Source organism: Exiguobacterium sp. PFWT01, from assembly GCF_018255795.1.
Classification (GTDB): Bacteria; Bacillota; Bacilli; order Exiguobacteriales; family Exiguobacteriaceae; genus Exiguobacterium.
On the sequence record NZ_CP073755.1, the window covers coordinates 185292 to 200093 of the forward strand.

Annotated in this window: 23 protein-coding genes; 16 read left to right on the forward strand and 7 right to left on the reverse strand. The window is 45.7% G+C overall.

The features are described 5' to 3' along the window. Positions 1-11 precede the first annotated feature (11 nt). Both KD909_RS01080 and KD909_RS01085 read right to left on the reverse strand, forming a co-directional pair. Positions 12-797 (reverse strand): SDR family oxidoreductase, encoded by a 786-nt coding sequence (locus KD909_RS01080; RefSeq protein ID WP_074035413.1) that lies wholly within the window; start codon positions 795-797, stop codon positions 12-14. 73 nt (positions 798-870) lie between these two features. Next, on the reverse strand, positions 871-1185 hold the full coding sequence (locus KD909_RS01085; protein WP_196431405.1) for a hypothetical protein: 315 nt from the start codon (positions 1183-1185) through the stop codon (positions 871-873). Between the two features lie 142 nt (positions 1186-1327). Here KD909_RS01085 and KD909_RS01090 point away from each other — a divergent pair, with 142 nt between their 5' ends. The 4 genes from KD909_RS01090 to KD909_RS01100 all read left to right on the forward strand — a co-directional run bounded on the left by KD909_RS01090 (position 1328) and on the right by KD909_RS01100 (position 3291). Then, positions 1328-1636: a hypothetical protein gene (locus KD909_RS01090; RefSeq protein ID WP_031421923.1), complete on the forward strand. Its 309-nt coding sequence runs from the start codon at positions 1328-1330 to the stop codon at positions 1634-1636. 63 nt (positions 1637-1699) lie between these two features. Further along, positions 1700-2218: an LD-carboxypeptidase gene (locus KD909_RS15515; protein WP_249199052.1), complete on the forward strand. Its 519-nt coding sequence runs from the start codon at positions 1700-1702 to the stop codon at positions 2216-2218. 9 nt (positions 2219-2227) lie between these two features. Then, the gene (locus tag KD909_RS15520; RefSeq protein ID WP_249199053.1) at positions 2228-2704 is read left to right on the forward strand and encodes a S66 peptidase family protein; all 477 of its coding nucleotides are present in this window, start codon (positions 2228-2230) and stop codon (positions 2702-2704) included. Then, positions 2701-3291, forward strand: coding sequence for an NUDIX hydrolase (locus tag KD909_RS01100; RefSeq protein WP_211782087.1), 591 nt, complete (start codon positions 2701-2703; stop codon positions 3289-3291). Before KD909_RS15520 ends, KD909_RS01100 begins: the two co-directional genes overlap by 4 nt. Here the strand turns inward: KD909_RS01100 and KD909_RS01105 are convergent. After that, the gene (locus KD909_RS01105; RefSeq protein WP_211782088.1) at positions 3280-3744 is read right to left on the reverse strand and encodes a GNAT family N-acetyltransferase; all 465 of its coding nucleotides are present in this window, start codon (positions 3742-3744) and stop codon (positions 3280-3282) included. The two genes, KD909_RS01100 and KD909_RS01105, sit on opposite strands and share 12 nt — an antisense overlap. A 51-nt stretch (positions 3745-3795) precedes the next feature. Here KD909_RS01105 and KD909_RS01110 point away from each other — a divergent pair, with 51 nt between their 5' ends. Both KD909_RS01110 and KD909_RS01115 read left to right on the forward strand, forming a co-directional pair. Beyond that, positions 3796-4584, forward strand: a complete 789-nt coding sequence (locus KD909_RS01110; protein WP_211782089.1) for a GNAT family N-acetyltransferase — start codon at positions 3796-3798, stop codon at positions 4582-4584. 349 nt (positions 4585-4933) lie between these two features. Further along, positions 4934-5917, forward strand: a complete 984-nt coding sequence (locus KD909_RS01115; protein WP_211782090.1) for a M23 family metallopeptidase — start codon at positions 4934-4936, stop codon at positions 5915-5917. A 44-nt stretch (positions 5918-5961) separates the two neighbouring features. Here the strand turns inward: KD909_RS01115 and KD909_RS01120 are convergent, their stop codons facing one another. Further along, positions 5962-6507: a TraR/DksA C4-type zinc finger protein gene (locus KD909_RS01120; RefSeq protein ID WP_211782091.1), complete on the reverse strand. Its 546-nt coding sequence runs from the start codon at positions 6505-6507 to the stop codon at positions 5962-5964. Positions 6508-6661: 154 nt separating this feature from the next. On the opposite strand from KD909_RS01120, the gene KD909_RS01125 reads away from it, so the two are divergent. Genes KD909_RS01125 through KD909_RS01140 form a run of 4 tightly spaced genes read left to right on the forward strand, consistent with a single transcriptional unit; the run spans position 6662 to position 8326 of the window. Then, positions 6662-7186, forward strand: a complete 525-nt coding sequence (locus KD909_RS01125; protein ID WP_211782092.1) for a GrpB family protein — start codon at positions 6662-6664, stop codon at positions 7184-7186. A 57-nt stretch (positions 7187-7243) separates the two neighbouring features. Next, positions 7244-7543 (forward strand): hypothetical protein, encoded by a 300-nt coding sequence (locus KD909_RS01130; protein WP_047794748.1) that lies wholly within the window; start codon positions 7244-7246, stop codon positions 7541-7543. Further along, positions 7543-8016, forward strand: a complete 474-nt coding sequence (locus tag KD909_RS01135) for a GNAT family N-acetyltransferase (protein ID WP_211782093.1) — start codon at positions 7543-7545, stop codon at positions 8014-8016. Before KD909_RS01130 ends, KD909_RS01135 begins: the two co-directional genes overlap by 1 nt. 4 nt (positions 8017-8020) lie before the next feature. Next, positions 8021-8326: a hypothetical protein gene (locus KD909_RS01140; protein WP_047794750.1), complete on the forward strand. Its 306-nt coding sequence runs from the start codon at positions 8021-8023 to the stop codon at positions 8324-8326. Between the two features lie 39 nt (positions 8327-8365). Here the strand turns inward: KD909_RS01140 and KD909_RS01145 are convergent, their stop codons facing one another. From KD909_RS01145 to KD909_RS01155, 3 genes are all read right to left on the reverse strand, one after another. After that, the gene (locus tag KD909_RS01145) at positions 8366-9223 is read right to left on the reverse strand and encodes a pirin family protein (RefSeq protein ID WP_211782094.1); all 858 of its coding nucleotides are present in this window, start codon (positions 9221-9223) and stop codon (positions 8366-8368) included. Between the two features lie 105 nt (positions 9224-9328). Further along, entirely contained in the window at positions 9329-10594 is a 1266-nt protein-coding gene (locus KD909_RS01150) for a hypothetical protein (protein ID WP_211782095.1), read from the reverse strand. Positions 10595-10879: 285 nt separating this feature from the next. Further along, the gene (locus KD909_RS01155) at positions 10880-11776 is read right to left on the reverse strand and encodes an aldo/keto reductase (protein ID WP_211782096.1); all 897 of its coding nucleotides are present in this window, start codon (positions 11774-11776) and stop codon (positions 10880-10882) included. A 148-nt stretch (positions 11777-11924) separates the two neighbouring features. Here KD909_RS01155 and KD909_RS01160 point away from each other — a divergent pair, with 148 nt between their 5' ends. From KD909_RS01160 to KD909_RS01185, 6 genes are all read left to right on the forward strand, one after another. Next, positions 11925-12536 (forward strand): protein kinase family protein, encoded by a 612-nt coding sequence (locus tag KD909_RS01160; protein ID WP_211782097.1) that lies wholly within the window; start codon positions 11925-11927, stop codon positions 12534-12536. A gap of 81 nt (positions 12537-12617) precedes the next feature. Beyond that, entirely contained in the window at positions 12618-12947 is a 330-nt protein-coding gene (locus KD909_RS01165; RefSeq protein WP_211782098.1) for a four-helix bundle copper-binding protein, read from the forward strand. 92 nt (positions 12948-13039) lie between these two features. Further along, positions 13040-13552 carry a GNAT family N-acetyltransferase gene (locus KD909_RS01170; protein WP_211782099.1) on the forward strand — a complete coding sequence of 171 codons (513 nt, stop codon included), beginning with the start codon at positions 13040-13042 and terminating at the stop codon, positions 13550-13552. Positions 13553-13618: 66 nt separating this feature from the next. Continuing rightward, complete coding sequence (locus KD909_RS01175) at positions 13619-13957, forward strand: zinc ribbon domain-containing protein YjdM (protein ID WP_211782100.1); 339 nt, start codon at positions 13619-13621, stop codon at positions 13955-13957. 116 nt (positions 13958-14073) lie between these two features. Continuing rightward, positions 14074-14460 carry a hypothetical protein gene (locus tag KD909_RS01180; protein ID WP_211782101.1) on the forward strand — a complete coding sequence of 129 codons (387 nt, stop codon included), beginning with the start codon at positions 14074-14076 and terminating at the stop codon, positions 14458-14460. A gap of 89 nt (positions 14461-14549) precedes the next feature. Continuing rightward, positions 14550-14732, forward strand: coding sequence for a DUF6440 family protein (locus KD909_RS01185; RefSeq protein WP_211782102.1), 183 nt, complete (start codon positions 14550-14552; stop codon positions 14730-14732). Positions 14733-14802 lie beyond the last annotated feature (70 nt).

The following is a 14802-nucleotide window of genomic DNA, read 5'->3' on the forward strand; positions in this document are numbered from 1 at the left end:
CTGCTTTTCGATTACAAGAGCGATTCAGCCCCATCGACGTATACTTCAGAGCCGGTCACGTGGCTCGACATGTTGCTCGCGAAAAATAAGACGACATCGGCGACTTGTTTCGCGGAGCCCGATTTTCCGGCAAGCGGTTGATTCCCAAGTGGATATTCGATTGGAATGACGACTTCTTCGAGCAACGCATCGTCTCGATTGGTCGAATCGTCAATATTCGTATCGATGGCCCCGGGACAGATGGAATTGACACGAATCCCGAATTGAGCGAGTTCCGCAGCAGCCATTTTTGCAAAGCCGGTTTGACCTGCTTTCGTCGTCGCGTAGCCACTGAATCCGAAATTTTTAAAATAACGGTTCCCGTTAATCGATGAAGTGATAATGATACTCCCGCCATTCTCTTTCAAATGGGGAATAGCATGTTTGACGGTCAAAAAGGTTCCCGTGAGGTTTGTTTCCACCACTCCATTCCAATCATCCAATGATAAATGTTCGATTGGTGTGATGGTCCCGTTTCGACCGGCGTTCGCGAAGACGATATCGAGTTGACCAAATCGTTCCATTGTCCGTTCGTAGGCCTCTTTCATTGCAGATTCATCTGACACATCTGCACTGATGCCGATGGCGCGTTCTTCCCCGACAAGGCTTGCGAGACGCATCGCATCTTCTTCATTCAAATCGACAATGGCGACTTTCGCTCCGGCTTGAATGAAGCGGATGACCGCGGCACGTCCGATTCCGGAGGCTGCCCCGGTCACAAAAGCTACTTTTCCAGATAGTAATTTATTTGAAATCAATCCGATCACTCCTTTTTATGATTCTGTTCTCATATTCCACAGTTCTGGAAAAGTTACGCTTCATTTCAAAAAATCATGGAGCGTTGACTTCGATGGTGCGTGCTATGTTCAAATTCGAATCCGTCGGGATGACCTCGATTGTCACCAGTTGTCCGCTCTGTAACCCTTGTACGCTATTGACGATGCCGGTGACTTCGGTTTGATCATTGATCAAGACGACGCGCAATGTGACTTCTTCCGAGGATCCGGTAGATTCAATCAATATTTGGGGGATATCGACTCGTTCAATCTGTCCCTCGACTAAGTTGTCATTCCACGTGCTCATCCAATAAACGGCGACTAAAAAAAGACCGAGAAAGATTAAGGCAAAGGTTAATCGTGAACGCATGCACACCTCACTCCTTTGTTGTCCCGTTTCGCATCTTGTCTAATTTACCTTTACCCGGAAATTCTCTCATTACTTGAAAAAATAGTAGGAATCACAAGAAAAATGGGGAATAGAAAGAAAAACGAAAAGGTGAGGTGTGGGCATGTGGATGATGGTTGGTGCGCTAGGATTGGTTGCTTGTGTATGGATCGCGTTCGGTTGGTTCACCATTGGTAATGCAAAGCGACGGGTATGGGGAGGTCTTTTTTCACTCAGTATGACTTGCCTGTTCGCACCGCTCTTCCTCGTGAAACTGGGAGAACAGTATGGATTTGTTGGGATTCAAGTAGGGTTGACCGCTTTATTCGGCGTACTCGCAGGTGCATTTTTCTTTGTGGCACTCGGATGGACAGGACGCCCGGCGAAAGTTCGAAAAGTGAGAACGTTATCGGAAGACCCTGATTTATTTTGAAGCATGACTTACCACTCCTACGGTATAATGCGGTCATAATGATGTTACGAGGGAGTGGGGATCATGATGAAACCACCAAAGTTGCAAGTGGGGGATACGATAGGGATCATTACGCCTTCTTTTCCGGCACCTGTTCAGTTTGAGGGGCGTTACCAACGTGGGGTTGAACAGCTCAAGCGGATGGGATTCAAGGTGAAAGAGGGCACGTGTACATATAAAACAGAAGGATATCGGTCCTCGTCCATTCGGGATCGTGCTGACGAACTAAACGCATTTTTACATGATCCTGAAGTGAAAGCGATCATCAGTACAATTGGTGGAACAAATTCGAACTCGGTGTTACCATATATCGATTATGAACAACTCCGACGTCATCCTAAAATCATCATGGGATATAGTGATGTCACGGCAATCTTGATGGCCTGTTATGCCAAAACGGACGTCGTCACATTTTACGGTCCGGCAATCGTCCCCTCATTCGGTGAATACGGAGGGATGTTCGAGACGGGGGAGCAATATGTCAAAGACATTCTCTGTTTAGAACGAACGGCTCCGTTTCAGTTACATATCCCTGATGAATAGACGGAAGAGATGCTCGATTGGTCGACGCAACAACGTGTCAAGACGTTCCAACCGAATGAAGGATGGATTTCTCTGAAGGATGGAAAGGCACAAGGAACGTTGATTGGCGGGAATCTGAACACGATGTCTGGGTTCTTTAAGTCGGATTATTATCCCGATTTGAAAGGCGCGATTCTATTCCTAGAAGACTCGTTTAAGACGATGGCTGAAGAAGAACGTTCGCTTAGTATGCTGAAGCTGGCGGGTGTGTTTGATGAGATTTCGGGTCTGATTATCGGGAAGCATGAGCATTTTCAAGATCAATCAGCTCCCTTCTCATTCAACGACTTGTTGCTTGAAATCATCGGAGAAAAAGATTTTCCGATTTTGACGAATGTCGATATCGGTCACACCTTTCCATCACACGTTTTCCCGATTGGGATTCAAGTTAAGTTGGATGCAACTAATAGGGTTATCCGATTTTTAGAAGATGGGGTGTCGGAATGAAGGAGCACCTCACTATTTTTGACGAGAATCACCGGAAAATAGGGGAGAAGGAGCGAAATCAAGTTCATCTTGACGGGGATTGGCATGAGACGTTCCACTGCTGGTTCTGGAAAGAAGACCTCATTTATCTTCAGCGAAGAAGCATGGAGAAACAGGATTTCCCCGGGAAATATGATATTACGGCAGCGGGACACCTCGCAACAGATGAGACATTAGCGAATGGCGTTCGTGAAATTGAAGAAGAGCTCGGACTGTCATTGACGTTCGACCAGCTCACCTTTATGGGAATCTTTGAAGACGTGATTGAACTGGACGAGTTTCTTGATCGCGAGTTTACACATACGTATTGCTATCTCTATCAAGGTGAAACACTTCGGTTTGACGACCAGGAAGTGATGGATGTCGTAGCTGTAAACAGGAACGAGCTTTTGGCGCTTACAGAAGGAAGATTGCGGACGATTGAAGGGAACTCCTTAATGACAAATCATCTTGTTCAAATCACGCAAGCCGATTTAGTTCCGCATCGTCTGACTTACTGGCAAAACATATTTGAGAGTTTGACACGAATGGATGCTTTAAATCGTTAAGGAAAGAATACGCTGTTCGCCGATCGGTCCACCGATTCGACGTCCAGTATCGCTCCACCCAACGCTCATATAAAGGCAGAAGGCGGCTTCGTTTTTCAGATTGACCGACAGGACGATTTCACGAATGTGAGGGAAATGTTGCTTTACGAACTGCGGAAGTGCTTGGAGTGCCGCTTTAGCGTAGCCTTTCCCTTGGTCCTCATAGTTAATAGCAAAGGCGGAGAAGAGCAAAGCATTCGACTCGGTCGTATAGGAAATGACGCGTTCGTTGTCATGGAGTAAGAACATCCCGACTGGTTTCGATGCGACGATGACAATCGGATGAACGCCATCAGGTAATGGATCATCCATGTCTTTGGGCAGGGTCGTATACTTTTCTTGGTCCGTCGGTAGTGCGAACGTATCGAGAATCGATTGATGCGTCCTATTTCGATATTCGAGCGTGATTTTCATAAGAAGTCTCCTTCGAGCATTATTGATTTTTATTCAGAAAAGGGGAATTATATGTCGACACAGTTTACATACCGTCAAAATCCACCAATACAAGATTTATACCGTGCGTTTATGAGCGGTTTTTCTGATTATATTATTCCGTTTCAATTTGATGAGCAGACGTTCGAAGATGTTTTTCTTGTTCGTGATCAAAATCAGCCGTCCCGTTCCATTGTAGCCTATGATGGTGAAGAACCTGTCGGTGTCGTGTTAACCGGGATTGCACATCTTGATTCAGGATGGCAGACACGTTGTGGTGGGCTTGCTGTCGCCCCACATGTCCGAAAAGCAGGAGTCGCGACCGAATTGATGAAACGATTTGAAGAGGCGGCAGTAGGCACTCGTTTACTCGAAGTCATTCAAGGCAATGATGCGGCAGTGTCTCTCTATGAACGACTAGGTTACGAAACGACTCGAGAAATCCTCTACTTCCAAGCGGTGTCATTAGAAACAAACGCAGACATGACGTATGAACCGATTCAAACGTTATTTGATGAGTTGTATCCGGCGGCGAGTCACGTTCCGATTTGGCAACGCGATGTGCGCGTGACCCAACAAGCTGCTGAGTTAGTGAAAGTCGTAGAAGGGAATCGAATAGGATTTTTGTTATACCGCGATCACGTCTTGCTCGATGTTTTTGGACAAGCAGAAGAAGCGGAATGGCTATTGCGGGCGGCCGCGAGCCGATCGCCACTTCATGTCACGTTGACATCAGACCGTCCTGAATGGGTCGAAGCGGCACGACGATTGGGATTTGTCCAAGACGAGATTGCCCAATTTGAAATGTTGAAGGACGCTTGATGAAGCGGTTGTTGGTCATCTGTATCATTGCGCTGATTAGTGGAAATACCGCGACCCTGATTGCGCTGACAACAAATCTTTCTCCCGACCTGTCGCGAGGTATACTAGTAGTTAGTGTGAGTGTAACACTCCTTTCCATCGGTGGTATCGTCTGGGTGGGATACTATACAAAAAAACGCTAGTGAAATCCTTGTGAAGTGACACTTGAAAATATCACATCATGCTGTCATGTATGACATGAAAATGAAAAACTTCATATATTGAAATTTTTAACCCCCAGTGGTATATTCGCACATGTAGCTTTTTTTGAAGCTCATGAATGTATTAATTTGGAGGGTTTATTATATATATGTGGAAACAACTCATCATGACAGCGGGTGTTGGTGTTCTCTTATTCCAAGGACAAACTGCATCTGCCGACAACATGTCCCCGCAAGACCTCGTTCAAACGGAAAAGTCATTGCAACAAACGAAACAGCAAGTAAAAGGTACGAAGCAATCGATTCAAGCCATTCAAACAAAGTTGAAGCAAGTCGACCATAAAGCGGAGGCGTTGCGAGACAAAATTGAAGGGACTTCTAGAGAATTAGAAGAAGTGGAAGAGTCGCTCGTTCCGGCAGAACAGTCACTTTTCGCAAAAGTCGTTTCTTCCGTGTTACCGAGTGCGAAAGCTGAGGCCGCTGAAGCGGAAGAAGCGCATCAAGAGCTTGTTGAAAAGAAAAACCAAGCAAACGAAGTATTGAAGCAACTGAAAGAAGAGCAAGAGCAGATTGAAGCGACACGTCAAGATGTGAAAGCGTCGTATGACGAAAAGTCGAAACAATATAAGAAACAAACGAATCAGTTGAGTGACTTGAAGAAACAGTATGAAGCGATGGCACCCGATCGGTTCTTAATGCCGGCGGAAGGTCGCCTCTCTCAAGGATTCGGTTCGGCGAGTGGGCAGTTCGGATACACATTCCATAACGGTCTCGATATCGCCGCCAAAACAGGCACACCTGTATACGCCGCGGAAGCTGGAAAAGTGACAAAAGTCAGCTCCAGTGGGCCTTATGGGAACCACATACAAATCGAACACAACGTAGATGGTCAAAAATGGACGACCGTGTATGCACACTTGCACAAAGTGGATGTCAAGACAGGTCAGTCGGTACACCAAGGTGAACCGATTGGTCAAATCGGAAACACGGGTAACTCGTCAGGTCCGCACTTACACTTTGAGATTCATAAAGGGGACTACACTTTCTCTGCTAGTTCAGCTGGGAATGCCGTCGACCCGATGAAACTGGCAGAGCGCCTCGGTGGTGCTTCTCCGGTAAAAGCCACGTTTTAAGCAGACAGATGCCCTGAGCCTCTCGAATGAGGTCAGGGCATCTTTTATTGTTCCCGCGTCGGATCGTGGTTGCCTTCGCTGTCGGCAATCGTATCTGAGCTTCCGTAGTCTTCTACTTGGGAGAAGGCGTCCGTTTTTTGACCAGGTTGATCCGTCCCGTCTAACTCTTTGCGTCGGGCGGTCTCATTTGGATTCAACACGTCTTCTTCGACCGGTCGATCGAGCTCATGTGCGTGTTCTTCCTCTTCTTGTGCCCGAGCGTGTTCGATGCAAAGGGTGGCTTCTGGAATGACTTCCAAACGGTCTAGTTCAATGTCTTTCCCACACACCTCACATTGTCCATACGTCCCATTCTGAATGGCTAATAGCGCCTTATCGACGTCACTCAAGAACTCTTCATCGAGCTCATTAAGGGCTTGGTCTCGTTCCCGTAAAAAAAGCTCTTCGCCCGAGTCGGCAGGGTGGTTGTCGTAATGAGAGAGCTCTCCTTCATCATACGTCTCTTCTCGACTATCCATATATCCTTCGGTCTTTGCTTTTTCTTTCAATAATCGTTTTTTAAACGTTTCGATTTGCTCTTCAGTCAACATATCCATTCACTCTCCAGTTCTCAAGTCATTAATATAAGGTTTCCCATTTTATTTGTGTACAAACCTTTTGAAGTGGAATCCCTCATGTCGAGCAATGTTTAGAAAGGGTATGATGAGAATAGAGAGTATTGATTCTAAAGAGGAGGAACGAATCATGCGAAAAGTCGAAGTAGTGAAATACAATCCGGAATGGAATCAAAAGTTTGAAGAAGAGGCTAGTAAATTAAGTCGATTATTCGAAGAGGAACTTGTCGCGATCCATCACATTGGGAGCACATCGGTCGAAGGATTGGCGGCAAAACCAATCATCGACATGATGCCGGTCGTACGGGACATCGAACGAGTAGACGACTACACGGAGCGGATGGAGGCACTAGGATACCGTGGCCTTGGTGAATATGGGATTCCGAAGCGTCGCTATTTCCGTAAAGGAGAAGAAGAACGGACGGTTCACGTGCATGTGTTTGAAGAAGGGAATCCAGATATCATAAGACACCTGGCCTTCCGGGATTACTTGCGAGCTTATCCTGAAGTTCGCGATGCGTATGGTGAGCTGAAACTTCAACTTGCGGCACAGCATCCAGATGACATGGAAGGATACATTCAAGGAAAGCATGACTGGATTATCGAGACGGAACGGTTGGCGACGAATTGGTATAAAGAAAATCAAGACGCGTGAAACCTTTTTATGGAAATGGTCGTATAATACATCAAACCTTGAAGGGGGAGATGTCGTGTGAAACGATTTCTCGGGAAATGTGTAGAATACGCTTTGGCCGCACTTGTTTTCGTCGGTCTGTTCTTTGTCCTCCGCGCGATTGCCGGAGACTCGGACAAAGGATATATGTTGACATTGCTCGGTACATTTTTTCTCGTCTTACCTAGTTCGCTCTTGATTGGTTACTTTTTGGCTCGTCCGCTTCAACGTCGCCTAAATGGGAAAGGAACGGAGGCTTCGAGTGAGCATACGTTGCGCGGAACTGAAAAACCGCACGGTGTAAACGAAGATCGAAACCATTCAAACTATACCGGATGATGGAAATCACATTTTCCCCTACGACCGATGCCCGCCTCATCGCACGATTGAATCGTTCCATCCACGAGCATCACGTCCATATGAATCCGAGCTTTTTTGCGGAGTATGAGGAAGAGAAGATGTACGAAGCCTTTTCGACACTGATTGGAAGACCCGGCCATCACTATATGGTGATGCAGCTTGAAGCAACTCCAATCGGTTACATATGGTTCGAAGAGAAAGTGGGTGAGGCGAACGCGTTTCGTCAAGCCGTTCGCGTGGTGTATGTTCATCACATCAGTATCGACCCCATGTATCAACGGAACGGTTACGGTCGACGTGTGATGGAATGGATGGAGCAATGGGCGCTTGACCACCAATTCAAATCGATTGAACTAGATTACTGGATGAGCAATACAGATGCCGCCTCGTTTTATGGCGAAATCGGGTTCACCCCAAAACGTCAGATTGTCATGAAAAAATTGGAGGAATGAGATCATGGAGGAGTTACTTACAATTGGAATTGGTATTCTCGGAGTTCTGTCGTTAGGTTGGTTCTTTTATAGTTACTGGCTCGGATATAAGGGGGGCAATATCGTCATGACCCTCGATGAGCACTATACAAAACTAGAAGAGTACGTACCTGCTATCTTGTCGAAACTATACGAAGATGGAAAGAGCGCTCACTATCTTGGCGACCGCAAGTTTGAAGTGGAGGGCAAGCGTTACGTTCTCGTCGAACGGACTGTCCCGATCGGTCATGTTCCGACACAACAGACGGTCCTACAACCAGATCGATCATAATCAGAAAAGGGAGCTCTCTAGTCGAGAGGCTCCCTTTTTTTATTTGACGGCTGGGGGACCGAACATACCACTATGATAGTCGCGGAAGGCTTGGCGGATTTCTTCTTCCGTATTCATCACGAATGGACCATGCGCAATATACTCCTCCCGAATCGGTTTTCCGGAATAGACGAGCACCCGTGTACGTGTCGTGGCCTTCAGTTGAAGTGTGCTCATCGTCTCAGATGTTTCATCGAACGTCAGTGTCGCCACATCGGTTTTACTGAGCGGAATTTTGGAAGACCCAACTTCAATTGAACCAGCGAGTACGTACAAAAAGCTGTTATGATTCGCAGGCAAGATGTGTTCGTATTCGCTGTCTTCCTTCAGCGTTATTTCTGTCATCGTGATGGGGACGAGACTGTCCATCGGTCCCTTTACACCCGCGATTTCGCCGGAATAGACACGAAGCTGCCCACCGTCGAAAGGAACGAGGGGTGCGTCCTCGACGTATACGTTCTGATAGGAAGTGGTTGTCGTTTTTAACGACTTCGGCAAATTCAGCCAGAGCTGCAGCGTATGGATCAAATCATCGTCAACCGCTTCTTCGGCGTGTCTAGCGGCCCATCCGGCGTTCATATACTGAACATCACCGGCGTCCAAAATCGAATGTCCTCCATGATTATCAATATGTTCTAGACGACCATCGATGACATACGTGATGGTTTGGAACCCACGATGGGGATGGTCCGAAAAGGTCCCACGTTTGAACCAGTCTTCTGCCATCAAAATAAATGGATCGAACTCCTCTTTATGTTCTGGGGGCAACACCCAGCCCTGTTGCACATGGGGATACCCGTTTTGTCGATAGGAGACGCGCCAATGATGGTTCACATCTCGTATAAATGGATTTGTCACAAAGATTCACTCCTTTCCCTTCCTATCTTCCCAAAAAAGATGTCTCATCGTACTATATTTGCTTCATGAATATGCAAAAAGACAGACGCATTCGCATCTGTCAGATTAAGTGTTTTGTTCAAACAGGTTATACCACTTGATGGCATCCTCACGTAGTAGCTTAAAATGGGCGCCTGTCTCTGAATTGGTCACGTACACATCTGCACCATCATAGCTAACATCAAACGTTTGGGCGCATATCCCTTGAAATAGGGTCACATAAGGTGTGGAAGCGGTCTTGCCTGCATAGGCGGTCGCGTTAGCTCGTTTGATGGCGCCAAAAATAAATTCCATTTCATCTTGACCGACATGTTGTAGGAAGGAGGCATCTTTTGATTCCGTTCCAAGGAGTGCCAAGTCATGAAAAATGACATGACGTTTACTACTTAATTTGTCGTGAATTTGTTCACTCAATTCTTTTCCATACAACAACTTGGGTTCATGATACGTCAAGGAGACGTTCTGACGATGGGCCGTTCCGTTTTTCATGAACGTAAAACTGTAGAGTGGATACTCGTGACCCGGTACAAGAACCGAAGGGAGTTGCGGAGCTGTTTTGGCTCCGAACATTTGTGAAATATGCGCTTCTTTCGGTCGCAATACTTCTTGATAGTCATTTTGATCTCGGCTCGTATAAATCGCGTATTGTAATATCTCATCAGACTTTTCTGTCCCGAGCCCGAGTGACAAATAGGGATGCCGTGTTGATTCGACAGGAATGACGAGGCGGTCTTTGGCTTCGGACGATGTAAAGGTCAGTTCAAATTCACCACTGAAAGGCATCGTGATATGGAAAAGTGTATGCTCGATCCCTTTTCTTTCTGGATAGGGCTCATTACCTATCGGCTTTTTCATCTCTTGTGCGAAATGCTCATATTCATGAGGCTCAGCAAATCGGAATTTCGGAACATCCGGATAAGGTTCGGCCGTATATTGAACATCGTTTAAGCTCTCGGGAAGCGTGTGAATCTCGGTGGCATATGTGATGGAATCAAGTTGACATTGGACATATGATTTATTTTCGACAGTGAAAAAAGTTGCGGTTGGAAAAGTGGATTCGGTGGCGGCATCAGTCAACGGTTGGTTCAATGTGACCGTCCCGAGCCAATGTCTTTCACCACTTGGAATTCTTTGAATCGCGTTGTCAGGCTGACATAACTCGATAATCGCTGCACGATCCGATTCGGGCATTTCAATTTGTTGTCCGTTTGGTAACAGGGCACGTCCTTGATAATATTCAGGAGCGGGTTGGAGTCGGAGTGCGCGTTCTTCCTCGCATCCGAATAAGAAAAACAGGATGACGAGGGTACTGAAAATCAGGTACTTTTTCACATCGGTACTCTCCTTCGATGAATCACTTTCACCATTCTAGCACCAATTTTTTGTGACTTTAGTCTTAGGAAAATTAATTTGTTATTTCGAAAAAAAATCAAAAAAACCGTCCAACTTGAACTGGACGGGGGATAAAACCATTTATGACTTATTTTTACTTTTCAACTTTTTTTGTATGTCGATTTTTGACGAAAAAACGTTGATATTACAAGACATTGAAAAAGCCGATTATTCTTCTAAATTATCACTTTATAATTCAGTGGGATTTATTTGATGAAGTTTCCTTCAATCAACATCTCGACTGCGTGCCGCCTTCAAAATTTCAAACCATTCTTCACGAGTGAGATCAATTTGAAGAGCGTCGACTCCTGTCTGAACGCGCTCGATTTTTCCGGATCCAATAATCGGCATGATGTTTGCAGGATGTTTGACGAGCCATGCATACACAATCGAGTCGATTCCGCTCGCATTGTGACGTGCACGAATTTCCTCAAGTTTTTCACGAAGGGGAGCATACTGTTCACCTTTAAAGAGCTGACCACCGGCTAGTGGGCTCCAAGCCATGAGTGGCATCCGTTTTTCGTGGCACAAATCGACCGATCCATCCTCAAAATGTTTCAATTGCATCGGAGAGAGTTCGAGTTGATTCGTCACAAGTTGGAATGGAAGGCGTGATTGAAGCAAGTTCTGTGTAGACGGAACATGGTTGGATACACCGAACTCACGTACTTTCCCACTATCACGCAAGGTGATGAAGGCTTCGGCCACGTCATCCGGGTTCATCAGCGGATCTGGACGATGGATAAGTAACGTATCAATGTGGTCAATTGCCAATTCTTTTAACGAACGCTCTGCTTGCGCGATGATATGCTCTTTTGTCGTATCGTAATAATTGAGTGTTTGACCCGGATTGAACGACCCTGTCAATTTAATTCCTGTCTTTGTGACAATCTCCATTTGGTCTCGGAGTTCAGGCTTTAATTTTAAGGCCTCCCCAAACAAACCTTCACATGTGTAACCGCCATAAATGTCTGCATGGTCGAATGTCGTGATGCCCAGTTCGAGACATTGTTCGATAAACGTAAGGCGTTCCTGTGGGGTCATGTCCCAATCAGCGAGACGCCACATTCCATGGACGATGCGTGAGAATGATAATTCTTCTGTCAAAGCGATGCGTTGCATAATAACTCCTCCTTGGTTGTCAGTCGCTCTTCATTATACGTCTTACGAGAAAAGACGTCACTTGTCACCTACTCGAGCAGTTTTGGCGTCAAATGAGCTTGTATGCGCTATGATGAGAGAGAAGAGAAATAGGAAAGAGGCGTGACAGATGAGTGACTATGAACAATATGCGGACGTCACCTTCGAGCAGGTGGGTGACTCGTTTCAGGTAGCCGCGATGCACCCAGATCTTCGTTTACATGGAATTGGACGAAGTGCGGCCGTGTTTCGTTTAAAGGAGAAGGATCGTGTCATTAAAGTGTTCTTTCCAGGCTATGAACAAATCGCAACCGAAGAAGCAGCAATCTATAAAAAACTAAGGGGACTCCCTTACTTTCCGAAGTGCTATGAGTCCGGTGCGTCATATATCGTGATGGATTACATCGAAGGAAAGACGCTATTTGAGTGTCTGACGGAAGGCGTTTGGATTGACCCTTCTTACATCGAGGTAGTGGATGAAGCGCTTCGACAAGCACGGTTATTAGGACTAACGCCATCGGATGTCCATTTGCGTAATATCATTTTGACACCGAACGGACAGATTTTCTTGATTGATTTGGCACGATTCAGACAAGGGCAACAAATTGATCATCAGTGGGAAGACTTGAAACGAATGTATCGATTGTATCGCTATCGTTTCATGCCGAAACAATATGATGAGACATTACTGAATCGAATCGCTTACTTGTATCGTAAGTTCGTGAACGATCCGGATTCTTGAGCCGGGTCGTTTTTCTTTTGCCGATTAGGGAACAGGAGTAACGTGTCCGAAATTGCAGAAGAAATGAAAGGGGAATGATGTATGGCTCATCGTATCTATGCGAACGAACTCGAAATGCTCCACGAATGTGTGGAAGCGTGCAACTATTGTCTGGAATCTTGTTTAGAAGAAAAAGATGTACAGATGATGGTTGATTGTATCCGACTGGATCGGGAATGTGCCGCTGCCTGTGCGTTTCTTGCCGAGGCGATGACGCGTGATTCGGCATTCGTTCCTGAACTCGCGCGAGCGTGTGCGGTCATCTGCAAAGCATGCGCACAGGAGTGCGGGAAACATAAGCACGCACATTGCCAAGAATGCGCAAGAGTTTGTACAGAATGCGCCTCGATGTGTGACCGCTTGGCCGCATAAGTTGAGTGACCGGTTGATGGGACCGGTCACTTTTTTCGTGTCTTTTGAAGAGGGGATTCGTATAATGAAAAAAACGAAAAGGTGGTATGGGGATGATTCGCAATTGTCGACGAGATGATCTTCAAATGATTTTACATATTTACAATGATGCGATTGTAAACAGTACGGCCGTCTATCACTATCAACCGGTGACACTCGACAATCGAGTGGCATGGTATGAGGAGAAGAAAGAGCAAGACTGTCCGATCATCGTGTGGGTCGAGGATGATGTGGTCATGGGGTTTGCGACGTTCGGGCCATTCCGCCCTTGGCCGGCTTACCACTACACGGTCGAGCATTCGGTATACGTGCATCCCGGTTACCGCGGGAAAGGCATTGGCAACAAACTGTTGAAAGAAATCATCCGTATCGCCGAAACAAGAGGAATGAAAACGGTGATTGGTGGAATCGACGCATCGAACGTGACGAGTATCCGTGCCCACGAAAAAGTTGGGTTCGTTCATTCTGGTACGATTCGAAATGCCGGATATAAGTTCGGAAAATGGCTCGATTTATCGTTTTATCAACTTGATTTAGACGGTCCTGCATCGCCTACCGAAGAATGAACGGTCTAGAAAGATGGAGCCACCATACGATATACTGAAACGAGTGAATCGAATGGAGGAAATGGAATGACTGAGTACCCGAATTGCCCTAAATGCCAATCATCTTATGTGTACGAGGATGGTCCGTTGCTCGTATGCCCGGAATGTGCCTATGAATGGTCACCGAGCGAGGCGGCAGAAGCGGAAGCGGCTTCACAAATCAAAGATGCGAACGGAAACCCACTTCAAGACGGAGACACCGTCACCGTGATTAAGGATTTGAAAGTGAAAGGGACCTCGCTTGTCGTCAAACAAGGAACGAAAGTGAAAGGGATTCGACTCGTGGAAGGTGACCATGATATCGATTGTAAAATCGACGGTCTAGGTGCGATGAAGTTGAAGTCGGAGTTTGTGAAGAAAATTTAATAGAAAGTCAAATTGTTGACGAATGAGTTCGTATAATGCGGCCTCATTCGTCTTTTTTGTAAATTTTTGTTTATAGTAATTATGTAAGCGTAACCAAGGAGTGGAGGAGATGGAACATGTTTTTAAAGAAAATGATTACCTTCCTCAGTGTGATTTCGTTATTTATTTTAATGGGATGTGGTAAACAAGATCGAGAGTTAGTTGTTGGCAACTATACTGATGAACAAACGATTGTGTACGCTGAAAATAGGGTGACAGATGAAGAAAAGATTGAGGACTTCAAAATGATGAATGAAACGAGTTCAATCACAAATGAACGTCCAGAAGGGCTTCCTCACTATGTCGTGACCATCAATAATCCAGCTGAATCCACGATGGAATTGATGGTGAACTTTTGGGTAAGTGGCAACAACAAGTTCGTTTTTTCAAAAGGGATAGAAAGTCGCGAGTATTTTGAAGTCGATGAAAAATACATCAAGGATGTAAATGAACTCTTAGAATGATTAAAATGGTGAAAAATGGTATATATTTCGTGTGGATATGAGATGATTGTGAAGGCATTCTAAATCGAAAAAGAGGGGGAAGGTATGTCGTGGGACAACGATTTATATTGAAGTCGAAACAGCATATGAGTGGCGGGATCATTAAAATTGTCGTGGATCAGTATACGGGCGTGCATTACATCATGACTAGTGGTTTAGGATTGAGTGGAATGACGCCGCTCTTAGATGAACATGGAAAAGTCGTGATTGAGAAGCCGAAATCTCCTTTGTGAAAAAATAGAATGAAGAAACGATGAATTATAAAATTAAGTGCAACACCCGAAAGTGAACGCAAAAAAGCCC